Origin of the sequence: Hyphomonas sp. CACIAM 19H1 (assembly GCF_003325995.1) — a bacterium.
Classification (GTDB): Bacteria; Pseudomonadota; Alphaproteobacteria; order Caulobacterales; family Hyphomonadaceae; genus Hyphomonas; species Hyphomonas polymorpha.
Genome location: NZ_CP016437.1, coordinates 3,874,492 through 3,889,004, shown reverse-complemented (window position 1 = coordinate 3,889,004; position 14,513 = coordinate 3,874,492). Strand labels below are relative to the sequence as shown.

Annotated in this window: 16 protein-coding genes; 6 read left to right on the top strand and 10 right to left on the bottom strand. The window is 63.8% G+C overall.

Annotated elements, in window-relative coordinates:
- Nucleotides 1–2: 2 nt before the first annotated feature.
- Both BBF93_RS18375 and BBF93_RS18370 read right to left on the bottom strand, forming a co-directional pair.
- A complete protein-coding gene (locus tag BBF93_RS18375; RefSeq protein WP_114106822.1) occupies nt 3–2,510 on the bottom strand; it encodes a DNA translocase FtsK 4TM domain-containing protein in 2,508 nt (835 codons plus the stop codon).
- 205 nt (nt 2,511–2,715) lie between these two features.
- Nucleotides 2,716–4,074 carry an ammonium transporter gene (locus BBF93_RS18370; protein WP_114106821.1) on the bottom strand — a complete coding sequence of 453 codons (1,359 nt, stop codon included), beginning with the start codon at nt 4,072–4,074 and terminating at the stop codon, nt 2,716–2,718.
- Nucleotides 4,075–4,293: 219 nt separating this feature from the next.
- Here BBF93_RS18370 and BBF93_RS18365 point away from each other — a divergent pair, with 219 nt between their 5' ends.
- A complete protein-coding gene (locus BBF93_RS18365; RefSeq protein WP_233349206.1) occupies nt 4,294–5,529 on the top strand; it encodes an FAD-dependent monooxygenase in 1,236 nt (411 codons plus the stop codon).
- A gap of 11 nt (nt 5,530–5,540) precedes the next feature.
- On the opposite strand, the gene BBF93_RS18360 is transcribed toward BBF93_RS18365, so the two are convergent.
- The 4 genes from BBF93_RS18360 to BBF93_RS18345 are packed head-to-tail and all read right to left on the bottom strand — an operon-like array spanning nt 5,541 to nt 7,673.
- Entirely contained in the window at nt 5,541–5,846 is a 306-nt protein-coding gene (locus BBF93_RS18360) for a DUF971 domain-containing protein (protein WP_114106820.1), read from the bottom strand.
- Nucleotides 5,843–6,091 (bottom strand): Trm112 family protein, encoded by a 249-nt coding sequence (locus BBF93_RS18355; protein ID WP_114106819.1) that lies wholly within the window; start codon nt 6,089–6,091, stop codon nt 5,843–5,845. The genes BBF93_RS18360 and BBF93_RS18355 overlap by 4 nt, the downstream gene beginning before the upstream one ends.
- A gap of 8 nt (nt 6,092–6,099) precedes the next feature.
- On the bottom strand, nt 6,100–6,744 hold the full coding sequence (locus tag BBF93_RS18350; protein ID WP_035597389.1) for an LON peptidase substrate-binding domain-containing protein: 645 nt from the start codon (nt 6,742–6,744) through the stop codon (nt 6,100–6,102).
- Between the two features lie 41 nt (nt 6,745–6,785).
- On the bottom strand, nt 6,786–7,673 hold the full coding sequence (locus BBF93_RS18345) for a co-chaperone YbbN (protein ID WP_035597609.1): 888 nt from the start codon (nt 7,671–7,673) through the stop codon (nt 6,786–6,788).
- A 178-nt stretch (nt 7,674–7,851) separates the two neighbouring features.
- Between BBF93_RS18345 and BBF93_RS18340 the strand changes: the two genes are divergently transcribed.
- Together BBF93_RS18340 and BBF93_RS18335 are read left to right on the top strand one after the other, a co-directional pair.
- Entirely contained in the window at nt 7,852–8,514 is a 663-nt protein-coding gene (locus tag BBF93_RS18340; protein WP_114106818.1) for an outer membrane lipoprotein carrier protein LolA, read from the top strand.
- A gap of 243 nt (nt 8,515–8,757) precedes the next feature.
- On the top strand, nt 8,758–9,567 hold the full coding sequence (locus tag BBF93_RS18335) for an exodeoxyribonuclease III (RefSeq protein ID WP_035597384.1): 810 nt from the start codon (nt 8,758–8,760) through the stop codon (nt 9,565–9,567).
- Here the strand turns inward: BBF93_RS18335 and BBF93_RS18330 are convergent.
- Nucleotides 9,557–10,243, bottom strand: a complete 687-nt coding sequence (locus BBF93_RS18330; protein ID WP_114107151.1) for a response regulator transcription factor — start codon at nt 10,241–10,243, stop codon at nt 9,557–9,559. The genes BBF93_RS18335 and BBF93_RS18330 overlap by 11 nt on opposite strands.
- A gap of 98 nt (nt 10,244–10,341) precedes the next feature.
- Between BBF93_RS18330 and BBF93_RS18325 the strand changes: the two genes are divergently transcribed.
- Nucleotides 10,342–10,848, top strand: coding sequence for a L,D-transpeptidase (locus BBF93_RS18325; protein ID WP_114106817.1), 507 nt, complete (start codon nt 10,342–10,344; stop codon nt 10,846–10,848).
- Here BBF93_RS18325 and BBF93_RS18320 read toward each other — a convergent pair.
- Complete coding sequence (locus tag BBF93_RS18320) at nt 10,845–11,516, bottom strand: YggS family pyridoxal phosphate-dependent enzyme (protein WP_114107150.1); 672 nt, start codon at nt 11,514–11,516, stop codon at nt 10,845–10,847. The genes BBF93_RS18325 and BBF93_RS18320 overlap by 4 nt on opposite strands.
- On the opposite strand from BBF93_RS18320, the gene BBF93_RS18315 reads away from it, so the two are divergent.
- Nucleotides 11,515–12,138, top strand: a complete 624-nt coding sequence (locus BBF93_RS18315; RefSeq protein ID WP_162786631.1) for a thiamine phosphate synthase — start codon at nt 11,515–11,517, stop codon at nt 12,136–12,138. The two genes, BBF93_RS18320 and BBF93_RS18315, sit on opposite strands and share 2 nt — an antisense overlap.
- Before the next feature lie 68 nt (nt 12,139–12,206).
- On the opposite strand, the gene BBF93_RS18310 is transcribed toward BBF93_RS18315, so the two are convergent.
- Both BBF93_RS18310 and BBF93_RS18305 read right to left on the bottom strand, forming a co-directional pair.
- Nucleotides 12,207–12,659 carry an NtrZ family periplasmic regulatory protein gene (locus BBF93_RS18310; protein WP_035597381.1) on the bottom strand — a complete coding sequence of 151 codons (453 nt, stop codon included), beginning with the start codon at nt 12,657–12,659 and terminating at the stop codon, nt 12,207–12,209.
- Between the two features lie 73 nt (nt 12,660–12,732).
- Nucleotides 12,733–13,926 (bottom strand): porin, encoded by a 1,194-nt coding sequence (locus tag BBF93_RS18305; protein WP_162786630.1) that lies wholly within the window; start codon nt 13,924–13,926, stop codon nt 12,733–12,735.
- Between the two features lie 122 nt (nt 13,927–14,048).
- Here BBF93_RS18305 and BBF93_RS18300 point away from each other — a divergent pair, with 122 nt between their 5' ends.
- Nucleotides 14,049–14,471, top strand: a complete 423-nt coding sequence (locus BBF93_RS18300) for a DUF3576 domain-containing protein (protein WP_233349204.1) — start codon at nt 14,049–14,051, stop codon at nt 14,469–14,471.
- Nucleotides 14,472–14,513 lie beyond the last annotated feature (42 nt).

The following is a 14,513-nucleotide window of genomic DNA, read 5'->3' as shown; positions in this document are numbered from 1 at the left end:
TGTCAGGCGGCGCTGGCCTTGCCACCGCCCCCGCCACCGGCGAGGACTTCGCGCTTGCCGGCATGGTTGGGGGCCGAGATGACGCCTTCCTCTTCCAGTCGGTCGATCAGACCGGCGGCTTTGTTATAGCCAACCTTCAGACGGCGCTGGAGATAGGACGTGGAAGCCCGCTGATCGCGCACCACGATCTGGACAGCCTGAGAGAAGAGGCCTTCATCATCATCGCCGCCACCGCCGGTGCCAAGGATGGCATCCATGACGGCCGAGCCGGTGGAGCCGTCATCAGGCGATTCCAGGATGTCCATCACATAGTCAGGCTCGCCCTGCTCGCGCAGCCAGTCTGCCACGGCGCCCACATCCTCGTCCGCCACAAAGGGGCCGTGCAGACGCTGGGATTTCTTGCCGGGGGCTTGGTACAGGAGGTCGCCCATGCCGAGGAGCTGTTCGGCGCCCTGCTCGTTGAGGATCGTGCGGCTGTCGACCTTGTTGGTGACCATATAGGAAATACGGGTCGGGAAGTTTGCCTTGATCGTGCCGGTGATGACGTCCACGGACGGACGCTGCGTGGCGGTGATCAGGTGGATGCCGGCAGCACGCGCCATCTGGGCGAGACGCTGGACGCAGCTTTCCACTTCCTTGCCGGCAACCAGCATCAGGTCCGCCATCTCGTCGATCACGACGACGATGTTGGGGATATGGTCCACGGGCAGAACTTCAGTTTCATAGACCGGCTTGCCGCGATCATCGAAAGCGGTCTGCACCTTGCGGGTCATTTCTTCACCAGCGGTGCGATACTTCGCGGCCTTCTCGTTATAGCCGGCCAGGTTGCGGACGCCAGCCTTCGACATCAGCTCGTAGCGGCTTTCCATTTCGCGCACGGTCCATTTCAGCGCGTTGACAGCTTTGTCTGCCTCGGTGACGACCGGCGCGAGGAGGTGCGGGATCCCTTCGTATACGGAGAGTTCAAGCTTCTTCGGATCGATCATGATGAAGCGGCACTGTTCCGGCGTATGACGGTAGAGCAGCGACAGGATCATGGCGTTGACGCCGACCGACTTGCCCGAGCCGGTGGTGCCGGCGATCAGCAGGTGAGGCATCTTGGCAAGGTCGACCACGGTGGGCACGCCGCCAATGTCTTCGCCGAGCGCCATGGGCAGGCTGGCGCGGTTGGCGGTGTAGGCTTCGGACTCCAGCAGCGAGCGCAGCCAGACGGTATCGCGCTCTTCATTGGGCAGCTCGATACCGATGGCGTTCTTGCCGGGCACAACGGCCACGCGGGCAGAGACAGCGCTCATCGAGCGGGCAATGTCGTCTGCCAGCGAGATGACGCGGGAGGATTTCACGCCGGGGGCCGGTTCCATTTCGAACAGGGTGATCACCGGGCCGGGGCGCACTTCCTTGATGCGGCCGCGGATGCCGAATTCCTTGAGAACTTCGGACAGGCGCGCGGCCTTGGCGATGAGGGCGTCCTCATCAATGGTCTCGCGGCGGGCTTCCGGCTCCTGCAGCAGATCGATCGACGGCAGGCGGGTGGCGGCGGCGCGGCGGCGCTCAGGCTGGGAGACTTTCGGCACAGAGGCCGAGCGCGGCGCCTGGGCCGGCTTTGAGAAGGTGAAGCGCGGCGGACGGGAGGCATCTTCATCCTCGTCATTGGCGGCTTCATAGCCGTCGTCTTCGTCTTCATCGTCCCAACGGTCGTCGTCCTCGTTGCGGGCGTAGTCTTCATCCTCGTCATCAAGGTCGCGCAGATAGCGCGAGGTGGGGACGTAATCCTCGTCCGACTTGATGATGAGGGTGCGCTCTTCGCGTGTGGCGGCAGGCGCGGCCGTTTCGTGCGGCAGGCCGGGTTCGCGGGTGACGAGCTTCTGGCCGATGCGCAGCAGCATGCCCCCTGCCCCCCGCGCCTGGATGGCAGCATGCCGGCCACTGCGGGTGGCGGTTTCCTGAAGCAGCTGGGCATCCCGGCGGCCGAAGCCGAGCGCCGAAAGTGCGGTCCAGAGGGCAAGGCCGCCCATCAGGAAGCCCGCCCAGACTTGCGGCGAGGGCAGCATCAGCACGCGGAAGGGCAGTACAGTGAGATTAAACAGGCCATCGCCCATCATGCCACCGAGCCCGGCGCTGAGCGGCCAGGATTCCGGGACAGGCCAGGACGCAAAGCAGGCTGCCGACAGCGGAACGGAGATGGCTCCCATTATCCAGCGGCGCACACGCGGCTTCCCGACCAGCACGGCGCGCATCGCGCCGCCGATCATCAGGGCAAGACCGGCGATCCAGCCTGACCAGCCCAGCGTCTGGCGCGCCAGGTCTGCGAAGACAGCGCCGGCAGAGCCGAAGAGGTTTTGTACAGCGGCGCCCGTAGCGGCGTTCCAGCTGGGATCAGTAGGCGTGTAGGAACCCACAGCGCCGCACACGAAGACCCCTGCCCCAAAGGCGGCAGCGCCTGTCAGAATCCTCCAGACGGGGTCACTTACCGTGCGGAGTTCTGAATCGCGGCTGGCGTAATCTGTCATCGGGGAGGACGCTCCGTATTGGACTCTGGTGCGGGCCTTCACCATGCCTCCGTTAGGCTTAACGCCCTGCAAACGGATCGCCTGAAATTTCAAAGAATCTGCAATTCAAGCAGGGGTTTCTCCGGGGGGTGGAATGTGAAAGACCCCGGCGGATCACTCCGCCGGGGCCCAAGGTCTGTGGAATTCTATCCTGATTAGCGACCGATTACCGGTTCGAGAATTCCGGGTAGGCTTCGAGGCCGATTTCTGCCCGGTCGAGACCCATTTCCTCGTCTTCCTCGCTCGGACGTACACCGAGCGTGAATTTGAGGGCCAGCCAGATGACGGACGAGGCAACAACCACGAACACACCGGTAAGCGCCACGCCGACGAGCTGGCCGAGATAGCTGGCATCGCCGTTGGAGAGCGGAACGATCATCGTGCCCCAGATGCCGCAGACAAGGTGAGCCGGGATGGCGCCGACCACGTCATCGATCTTGAACTTGTCGAGCAGCGGGACAGAGACCACGACCAGGACACCCCCGACGGCGCCGATCAGAACCGAGAGGCCCATCGACGGCGCGAGCGGCTCAGCGGTGATCGAGACGAGGCCACCGATGGCGCCGTTGAAGATCATCGTGGCATCGAGCTTGCCCTTATAAAGGATAGCCGTCGTCACCATCGCCGCCAGCACGCCACCGACGGCAGCCATGTTGGTGTTGGCGAAGATCTGGGCGACCGAATTGATGTCGGCGGCGGTGCCAGCAGCAAGCTGCGAGGCGCCGTTGAAGCCGAACCAGCCGAACCACAGGATGAACGTACCCAGGGCGGCGAGCGGAATGTTGGAGCCCGGCATCGGGTTCACATGTCCGCCGGAGTATTTGCCTTTACGGGCGCCGATGATGATCGCGCCGGTGAGAGCTGCCCAGCCGCCGGTGGAGTGAACCAGTGTCGAGCCGGCAAAGTCGGAGAAGCCCCACTCGCTGTCGAGATAGCCGCCGCCCCACTCCCAGCTGGCCACGATCGGGTAGATGAACGCGGTCAGAACGGCGGTGAAGATCAGGAACGGCCAGATCTTGATACGTTCGGCCACGGTGCCCGAGACGATCGAGGCAGCGGTGGCAACGAACACCATCTGGAAGAACCAGTCAGAGGCCGGCGCATAGCCATCCTCGGATTCAATCGACAGGTCGCCGCCGCTCCAGGGGCCAGGAGTTGTGCCCAAAAGGCCCATCAGGGTGGTTTCGGCAGGATAAGCCATGTTGTAGCCGACGACCCAGAACATAAGACCGGCAACGGCAAACAGGGTAACGTTCTTGGTGGCCTGCATGGCGGCGTTCTTGGACCGCACGAGACCCGCTTCCAGCATACAGAAACCGGCCGCCATGAACATGACGATCAGGCCCCCGATGAGGAACAGGTAGCTGTTGTCCACATAAGCGCTGGCGCTGCCGCTCACCGCTTCTTCAAGCGCGGCCAGACGTGCCGCCACATCGTCTTCCTGCGCATATGCAATGCCTGCCGTGAGCAGTGCCAGCGGCGCGAGTGTCGCCCCGCGGATCCATCGTCCAATCAGTTGGCCCATTGGCCCCTCCTTACTTGCCATCTTCATCACGCAGAGCCCGGTGACCCCCAGCGCTCTCCCACCGCGATATGATTGTGCCTGCCCGGAAAAGTCGCACATGACGCAAAGGCGGGCTTCGATTCTGCCCTGACGTGGTCAGAACTTGTGCAGAGATGCGGCCAATCGCCCAAACGGGCGCCATCGCTGGACCAGACGGCCTCTCGGGGCTACCTCAGTTGCATGGTTGAAACCGTGTTTTCCGCTCCCTTGGACGCAGACCTTGCGGTGATCGGCGCCGGCCCTGTCGGCACCGCGCTCGCCGTGCTGGCGGCCAAGGCCGGCCTGCGCACCGTACTGGTGGACGTGCGCTCCGAAAGTGCAGCCCCTGCAGCAGATACGCGGAGTTTCGCGATCGTGCGCGGCAGCTGGCGGTTGCTCGGCGCGGCGGGGGTTCACGGCGATCTCAAGGGCCTGACCGAACCCCTCAACGGGCTGGAGGCTGTCGACGGCGGCACTCACTGGTTTGGCGCGCCCTGGGCGGCGTTTTCCAATGACGATCTGCCCGAAGGCGACCGCGAAGCGCTGGGCGAATTGGTGCCGGCCGGGGCGCTGCAGGCCGCGCTCGACCGGAAGGCAGGCGAGACCGAAGGCCTTGTCTGGAAGCGGGGCGCCCGTTTTTCAGGCTATGACGCGGGCCCTTCGGGCGCGCGGGTGCATCTGGAAAGCGGAGAGAGCTTCCGCTGCGCGGTAATTGCCGCCTGCGACGGTATTCATTCCGCCGTGCGCCAGGCAGCGGGGATCGGCACCGAGGGGCGCAGCTATGGCAAGTCCGTATTTGCGGCGGACGTCAAACTCTCCCGCCCGCATGGCGGCATTGCCCGCCAGCTGTTCACGCCGGAAGGCCCGTTTGCCACCCTGCCCCTGCCTGATAACCGGGCAAACCTTGCCTGGTATATGAAGAGCGGCGCAGCCGAGACGCTGGCAAAAATGCCGAAGGAGGCGATCGAGGCCGAACTCAATGCGCGCTTTGCCGAGTTTGCCGGGCCGATGACGCTGGACGGGCCGCCGCTGGCCTATCCGCTGGTGATGCAGATTGCCCGCGACATGACCGGCCCGCGCGCCGCGCTCTTGGGGGACGCTGCCCGGCGGATCAACCCGCTGGCAGGACAAGGCCTCAATCTTGGCTTCAAGGATGCTGCCGCGCTCTATGACGTGATCCTTGAAGCACGCGAAGTGGGCCTTGATCCGGGCAGCGAAACCGTACTGGCGCGCTACCGCGAATGGCGGCGCTTTGATTCCGCGGCGACGGCCCTGTTCATGGACGCTGTGGACCGGACCTTCTCAAACGACAATCTGCTGCTGAAGCCGCTGCGCACCCTCGCCCTGACGGCGGCCAACAAGGTGGCGCCCATCCGGCAAGCCCTTGCCCGGCAGGCGAGCTCCGATCAGGAAAGCCTGCCCAGCCTGATGCGCTAATCGCGCAATTTTTAATCTCCGACCGTCAGGGACCGGAGAATATTCCAGGTGTAGAGCCCGCTGGAGTGGCCATCGGAAAAGAAGAGGCGCATGGCATAGCGCCCCACCGGCTCTGCCTTCAGGACACGGATATCTTCCGGCACGACGGGCGGCGGCGGTTTCGGGCCCCGGCCATGGCCTTGCACTTCCGCCGACGGACTTTCCAGCCGCAGGGTGCGATAATCCACCCGGCCAGCGCGGCCATCCTCGAACTCGGCAACCAGTTCCTGGGCGCCGGCGCGAAAGGTGAGTTTGACCGGCCAGGGCTGGGCGCTCATGGCTCGGCTGCCTCTTCGGTCTCATCCAGATCGCGGGCCTCTTCCGGCAGCATGATCGGGATGCCGCCGCGAATGGGATAAGCGAGGCGCGCATTCTTCGAGACCAGCTCATTCCGGGCGCGGTCATAGGCGAGCGGCTGGCGCGTCAGCGGGCAGATCAGGGTTTCGAGCAGGCGCGGATCGACGCCATTATGCTCGAAGGGGACGATCTCATCTTTTGGCGCGCCGCCGGGCAACTCGCTCATGTCTACTCCTATTGGACAGGGCCTGCCCCGCCGGGGGCACTGCCGAACTCGAGAAGCGCCGTCAAGGCGCTGGCACGTTCGGCGAGGGTCGGCGCTTCAAGCAGGGCCTGCTTTTCCATCGGTCCGAACGGGCAGCCGGACGACAGCGCATGGACCAGCGTTTCGAGCGAGGCCTCCTCCAGGGCGGACCAGTCCGTCTCCAGGCCATTGGCGGTCGCATAATGCCGGAAGGCAGCGATCAGCGCTTCTCGCTCCCTCCCCTCTCCTTCCGGCGGGGGGACAAGATCACCAGCGAAGCGTTCCCAATCCGGCTGCACCTGCCGGTAAGGCGTGGTGACATCGAGTTCGCGTACCACCCCGAAGCGGCACACGCCGGTCAGCGAGATCAGATACCGGCCATCGGGAGTTTCGGTATAGCTGGTGATGCGGCCCGCGCAGCCAACCTCCGCAATCAGCGGCTGATGGCGCGGGCCGCCAATGGTCTGCACCATGCCGATAAGGCGCGAACCGCTCATCGCGTCATCAATCATGTTGAGATAGCGCGGCTCAAAAATGTTGAGCGGCAGCTGCCAGCGGGGGAAGACCAACGCGCCGGGGAGCGGAAACACGGCGAGCGTCGCAGGCAGGTCAGCTGTCTTGCGATACGGCGCCATGATCTTTTCCTTTCGCCCGGCGCGGGCTGTGCATCAGAAGGTCAGGCAAACATCAGCGACGAGAGGCGGCGGCGGCCTTCGATGGTGACCGGCTCGGTCGGGCCAGCCGCTTCGAAAATCTTCAGCAGCTTGTCTTTTGCCTTGCCGCCTTCCCAATCGAGCTTGGCGGAGAGGATGATCAGAAGATGATCAGCCGCATCCTGGTACTTGCCGAGCGCAGCATACTGCTCGGCGAGTTCGAAGCGCTTCTCATGATCGCCGGGCGCGGCCATGACGGCCGAGAGCGCCGCATCCAGCTCGCTGGGCGGGGGCGCGTCTGCCATCATCTCGATCGCCATGCGGACGCCCTTGATGGCGCTGTCATTCTTCTTTGTTTCCGGCACCATGGCGAGCGTCGCCTCAGCCGCCTCCTTGTCACCATTGGCAAGGTGACACCGGGCAAGGCCGGCAATCGCGGCAATGTTCTCCGGCTCCTGCTGAAGGACAGCGGCATAGATTTCAGCGGCGAGCGCAATATCGCCCTGCTGAATGGCCGCTTCTGCCTGGCTGAGCGCTTCGGCAATCATCTGCGCGTCATCGGTGCCCGAGAGCAGCTTTTCGACGAAGGCGCGGACCTGGCTTTCCGGCAGCGCGCCGAGGAAGCCATCGACCGGGCGGCCCTTGTCAAAGGCATAGACGGCGGGAATGGAGCGCACCCCGAGCTGACCGGCATAGGCCTGGTGCTCCTCGGTGTTGATCTTCACCAGCTTCACCGCGCCCTTCTTGCTTTCGACCACCTTCTCGATGATCGGACCGAGCGTACGGCAGGGACCGCACCAAGGGGCCCAGAAATCGACGATCACCGGCTGGGTCATGGAGGCTTCCACGACATCGGCCATGAAGCCCTGGTCGGTGCCTTCCTTTACGTGCTGGAGTTCAGCGTTGCTCATTGCAAGAATCCCTTTGTTTCGGGCGCAAAGATGGGACTGCGGAAAGACGAGCGCAAGCGGGCACGCCATGCGCGCCGCAGCCGGTTGATGAAAATCTGCCATGCGCCCTGTTTAGGCCCGGTTCAGCCCCCTAAGTGTAGGCGTGATCCCGTATGGTCATATAAAGGAGGCCAGAACGATGATGAATTTCTTTGCTCCGCTTGCTGCTGCCGCGATGATTGCCGGGGCCTCTCCCCTGCTGCCCGCCCTGAAGCAGGCCCCTGTGAGCCCCTCGATTGCCGCCCCGGCCGCCGCAGCCCAGCTGACCGGCGCCGAGCGCGCCGCCCTGCTGAAGGAAGCGTCCAAAGCGCTCGCCACGGTGAAAACCGCGCGGGGCCGGTTCGAGCAGTATTCGCCGGACGGGTCTTTCTCCACCGGCCAATTCGCCATGCAGCGGCCTGGCAAGGTGCGGTTTGACTATGATGACCCTGTGCCGCTGCTGATGGTGAGTGATGGCACCACCGTCGCCCTTCAGGACAGCGACCTGGAAACCACTGACCGCGTGCCGCTGAAATCGACCCCTCTGTCGCTGCTGCTGAGCGACCGGCTGGATTTCGAGAGCCAGGCGAGCGTGATCGATGTGCGCCGCGCCGATGGCCGGACCAACATCACCGTTCAGGACAAGAGCGGGGATATGGAAGGCACGCTGACACTGGTGCTCGCCTCGGCAGATAATTCGCTGGTCGGCTGGCGCACCACCGATGCCAATGGCGGCAATACGTCGGTTCTGCTGAGCGATGTAGAGACCGGCGCGCGCCTCAACCCGCGCCTGTTCATCCTGCGGGACTTCGACAACAACTGACACACAAAAGCGTGATTGCCGTTACGTCGAGTTAATTTGAGATTTCCAATTCGGCGTGACATAAATGACACATCGACGGACAGGAAGCCGCGTAGCACCGACCCCCCGCTGCGATACCTTCCGCCCGCTCGACACCGGATACACGATGTCCGGACATCACGACGCTGAACAGCGTCCGGCGCGCCCGAACTCCCCGCGTTCGGGCGCGTTGACGTTGAAGGGCGAGGTGTTAGCCAGAGGCGCATGACCCGCCCCATCAAGATTACCACCTGGAATATCAACTCCGTCCGCCTGCGTGCGCCGAATGTCGAAGCCTTCGTGGCCGCTGAAAAACCCGACGTCGTGTGTCTGCAGGAGACCAAATGCCAGGACGGTGAGTTTCCGCTAAAAGCCTTCAAGGAGATGGGCCTGCCGCATCTGGTGATCCGTGGCCAGCGCGGCGGCCATGCCGGCGTGGCGATTGCCTCACGCCTGCCGCTGGAACAGGTGGACGTGCCCGACCTCTGCCGGGAAAATCATGCGCGCGTGATTGCCGCCCGCCTCCCCTCCGGCCTGGAGATCCACAATATCTACCTGCCTGCGGGCGGAGACGTTCCCGACCCGCATGTGAACGCCAAGTTTGATCACAAGCTGGATTTTCTGGAGCGGCTCGGGCCGGGCTACAAGAAACTGAAAAAGGGCGCGAAACGCATTCTCGTCGGCGATCTCAATGTCGCGCCGCATGAAAATGACGTCTGGTCCCACAAGCAGCTCCTGGGGATCGTCTCGCACACGCCGCAAGAGACCGAGCGGCTGGAGGAGTCGCGCAAATCCGCCGGTTTTGAGGATATTGCCCGCCTTGCCGTGCCCGAGGAGCAGAAGCTTTATACCTGGTGGAGCTACCGCGCCGCAGACTGGGCCGCTTCCAACCGGGGCCGCCGGCTGGACCATATCTGGGCCAACAAGGCGGCGATGGAGGACGTGGATGTCAGCTCTTTCCGCATCCATCCGGCCTGGCGCAGCGGCTGGAAACCGTCAGACCATGCACCGGTTACACTGAAGATCAGGGCCTGAGGCGGTAGCCACCGGTATCCGTGAGCAAGAGCTGGGCGTTGGAAGGATCTGGCTCGACCTTCTGACGCAGGCGGTAGATGTGGGTTTCGAGCGTGTGGGTGGTGACGGCGGCGTTATAGCCCCAGACTTCCGAGAGGAGCGTCTCGCGGGCGACCGGCTTGCCCCCTGCCCTGTAGAGAAACTTCAGGATCTCGGTTTCCTTCTCTGTCAGGCGGATGCGGCGGCCTTCCTTGGTGCGCAGCACTTTCATCGAGGGGCGAAATTCATAGGGACCAATATCGAAGGTGGCGTCTTCGGTCTGCTCGAAACTGCGCAGCTGGGCACGGACACGGGCCAGCAACACGGCAAAGCTAAACGGTTTGGCGACGTAATCATTCGCGCCGGCCTCCAGGCCCGCCACCGTATCGCTTTCCCCGGAACGCCCGGTGAGCATGATGACGGGGACGCGGTTGCCCGCCTCGCGCAGCTTGCGGCAGACGTCCCGCCCGCTCATGCCGGGCATGTCGACATCCAGGATCACCAGATCGACGCGCTCTTCGGCCAGCCTGGCGAGGGCCTCTTCGCCGGTGGCGGCGGTCAGCGCGGTGAATCCATCGCTGAGCTCGAACTGCTCAGCGAGGGTTTCCCGCAGGTCTTCCTCGTCATCGACGATGAGAATGAACTTCTTGGCCGTCATCTGCGTGTCTCGCTTCGCCCGCGCGCCAATCGCGCCTGCCGCTTGCATAGAAAGGTGGCGCCTGTTTATCCAATAACAAGAACGGGAGGCGCAGCCAGGTGACGCATTTCATTGCGTTTTCAGACGGGCGGCTGGAAGGCGGCGGGCTTTCCCTGCGCTGCGCGCTGGGCAAAGGCGGCGTCCTGCCAGCATCGGAAAAGCGCGAAGGCGATGGCGCCTCGCCTGCCGGGGTCTGGCCTGTGCGGCGCGTCTGGTACAGGCCGGACCGGGGGCCGCCGCCGGAAACGGGCATTCCAGTGATTGCCCTGCGCCCTTCAGACGGCTGGTGCGATGCGCCGGGAGACGCCCGCTACAATCAATGGGCACCCCTGCCCTACCCCGCGCGTCACGAGCGACTGTGGCGGGAGGACGGGCTCTACGATCTGATTGTGGAGCTCGGGTATAATGACGATCCGCCCGTGGCAGGCAAAGGGAGCGCGATCTTCCTGCATGTGGCCCGGCCAGGATACCCGCCAACGGAGGGGTGCGCGGCGTTGGCGGAGGCTGACCTGCGCGAAGTGCTGAAGCGGCTTCAGGGCGCCTCAACCCTCGAAATCCGAGCTTAGAGGACGCTGCGATCGCCAAACAGGGCTGTTCCGACGCGTACATGCGTGGCGCCGTAACGGGCGGCGAGTTCGTAATCGCTGCTCATGCCCATGGAGAGAATGCCGAGCCCGTAATCGCGGGCGATCTTCTTCAACAGAGCAAAATGCGGACCGGCAGGCTCGTCCGCGGGCGGGATGCACATCAGGCCGGCAACTTCCAGCCCTGCCTGCTGGCGCGCATATCGCAGCAAATCGCCCACTTTTGAGGGGATAACGCCCGCCTTCTGGGGTTCTTCGCCCGTATTCACCTGAATGAGGATCTGCGGGCGGTGGCCTTCCTTTTCCATCGCATTGGCCAGCGCGTCGGCGAGCTTTTCCCGGTCGAGCGTCTGGATGACATCGAACAGGCGTACGGCATCGGCGGCCTTATTCGTCTGCAGGGGGCCAATCAGATGCAGCACAAGATCCGGATAGGCTTCGCGGCGGCTTTCCCAATGCGCCTGCGCTTCCTGAACGCGGTTCTCCCCGAAAACCCGCTGACCAGCGGCGAGAATCGCCTCGATGGCGGCGTCCGGCTGAGATTTTGAGACAGCAATCAGCTCCGGCGCGGGCGCACTCGCGGCAGCCAGCGCAGCGAGGATCTCGGCGCGGCGGTTGGCAATGTCCTGGTTCAGGCTATCAGTGCTCATGATGAGCGAGAAACCCCAATCCAGTTCGAGGCGCAAGGCGCGGATGGCCGCGCGCGTGGCGGCGCGCCATCTGCCGGAGGGGTTGCCGCCCGCGTTTTTCCTCACCGATCCAGCGCGGACGCCTGACCCGGAAGCTATTGTGGCCGGGCTTCCGGCGGGCTGGGGGGTGATCTATCGTCATTTCGGGGCCCCGGACCGGGAAATCGTTGCGCGGCGGCTGCTGAAACTCTGCCGGGCGCGGAAACTTCGTCTGCTGATCGGCGCCGATGCCGAACTGGCGGCAAAGATCGGGGCGGACGGGGTTCACTGGCCGGGCCGGATGGCTGGCGCCTCCCGCAAGTGGCGCGGGCGGTTCAAATTGCAGACAATGAGCGGACACAGAGGGGACAAGTTCGGACATTTCCGGACACTGCCGGTCAAGGCGGTGCTGTTTTCGACCGTTTTTGCGTCCCGTAGCGCCAGCGCCGGGACAGCCATCGGGGCGCAGCGATTCCGGCGGCTGGCCACGTCCCTCCCCTTCCCTGTCTATGCTTTGGGCGGAGTGACTCCTGATAACGGACTCTGGATTGCGGATTCAGCTGGGCTGGCGGCCATCGACGGCTGGAACTGTTTCAAAGTCTGACCCCAAGACGCAGAAACGCAGGCAACGCCTGCAAAGGCGCCGCACGGTCTTTCATCATTTTCAGATTATCAGAACTTGAAGGCAGACTTCAGACGGATGCCGGCTTCGACATCCTGGTTTTCCCAGCGCTTGGACGAATCAAATTCATCTGCGCCGATGCGCACTTCGCCGCCGACAGAGAAGCGGGGGGTGACGCGGAAGGTGGCGCCGGCCTGAACTTCTTCGCGCGGAAGATAGGTTTCACCCGGACGGGTGACCTTGTCGAAGTTCAGCTGCCAGCGGGAATCCTTGCCGATCTGGACCGAGAAGTCCTGATTGGGTTCAGCCTGCCATTGCAGACGGGATTCGGCAGGCTTGCCTTCGGAGAACTGGCGATACCATTCGGAGCGGGCCGAATTGGTTTCCGACAGGGTGGGCGCCTCAACACGGATCGCATCGCCTGCCACACGTTCCTGTGCCACAGCCGGCAGCGTGAAGGCTGCGGCCGCAAGGGCAAAAGAAAGAATAAGGTCTGCGCGCATGTTAACTCCCAGCCACTAATGATAGTGAGGGGACCGGCTTAATGAAAGATTAAGTTTCTGATAAAGCGAGGATTTAGAAGGAACGTGTGATTTCGATCACAATGCCGTTGCGACTCCCCCCTGTGGCGGGAACCTGCGCGCCGGAATTCAAGTATGCAGTATCCACATCCCGCCAGCCCGAGGCAAGCCGCCAGCCTGCACTTGGCTTCCAGACGAGGCCGATCTGCCAGCTGTCACTACTGAGTCCGGCAAATTCATCTTCCGCGCCGGAGACTTCCGCCACCGCCTCGAACTTGCCGAAAGGCAGAGCCGCCGAAACGGCCCAGGCCGAATAATCGCCCGGCCCGGCGGCGATGCCATTGTTTGATTCCAGATAGCTGCCGCCAAGGCGCAGGCGGGAAAACTCTGCCGAGGCCCCCGCCGACCAGGTTTCAACGGTGCCATAGAGGCTGGGATCGGGCGCAAAGCGCGCTTCGGCCTGGCTGTAGGCCGCCGCCGCGCGCAGGCGCACCCCGCTTTGCGGCAGGCGGCGGGAGAGATTGAGTGCCACTTCGAACGCGTCTTCGATCTCCGGGCGCGACGCCCCCGGGAAAGCGCTTTCGGTGTCCCGGTCCACGCCCCGGCGGTCTGCGGTGGGGGTGTAGGAGACGCCGCCCCTCAGACCCAGGATACGCGGAGTGGCGTAGCTGATCTTGGCTGCGGGGCCGGTGAGATCATGATCGGTGCGGGCGATGATCTGGCCTGTGGGATCAAGCGCCGGATTGACAAGGCCGGAATGGGCAAAGAGCGCGGGGCCGCCCTCAAAGAAGCGGGTGGCGATCCCCTCATCCGCGCCCAGACGGGCTTCGCCATAGCCACCCTCTATATAGATGTAAGCTGTCTCGAGGCTGATCCGCAGATCCCGGTCTGCCGGAGTATCACCGCGCGCGAGGCCGCTGAAGGCGCCGCCCGAAGAGGCCCCTGCCCCGGCCGCAGGCGGAAAGACGCCGCTGAAGCCGGCGCGGGCGGGATGATTCCGCTGAAGCTCCACGCCGCCAACCGCGCCGATCTCGGCCCCGTTCATCAGCACATAGTTGATCGCCATCCGCGCCTTTGCGAGGCCGAGCACTGCTTCATCGGCGTCAGGCGCGGCAACCAGCGCAATCTCGACGCTCGCCTCGCTTTCAATCCCGCCCGGATCGTCCCACACATCCTGAGCCGAAGCCGCAGGGGCGAGCGCCATCACCGGCGCGGCAAGGGCGAAGGCAAACAGGCGGGCATTAATCATCACGTGCGGCTCCATCACAGGCGCTGCGGCTGACTCAGCCAAGCGCATAACAATACTGGCGAGGCCAGAACCCGCTTGTTATACACGCCGGGTCAACAAGGAATTGCATGCGGAAAATGAACATGATCAAGCCGATCCTCACCGCCGCCTTTGCCGGCCTGCTGCTCGTCTCGGGCTGCCAATCGCGCGGTAAAGCCAATGATGGCCCGCTTGTGGTCCAGTCGGTCGGCGCATCCAACCCGTATCTGTGGCGCGCGACGCTGGATACGCTGTCCACGCTGCCGCTTCAGTCCACCGACCCGATCGGCGGGATCATTTCCTATGACTGGAAGAGCTTTCCCGATTCCCCGAATGAGCGCGTGAAGGCGACCGTGTTCATTCTGGATTCGCGCCTGCGCGCCGATGGCGTGAAGGTAACCGTTCACCGCCAGGTGAATACCGAAGGTCAGTGGGCCGATGCCGCCGCCGACCCGGAAACGGCGATCCAGCTCGAAAACAAGATTCTTGAACGGGCGCGACTTCTTCGGACCTCGCAGATCGGCTAAAGCGCCGATACAAGCCTGTAACACTTCGATTCCATTCAAGGG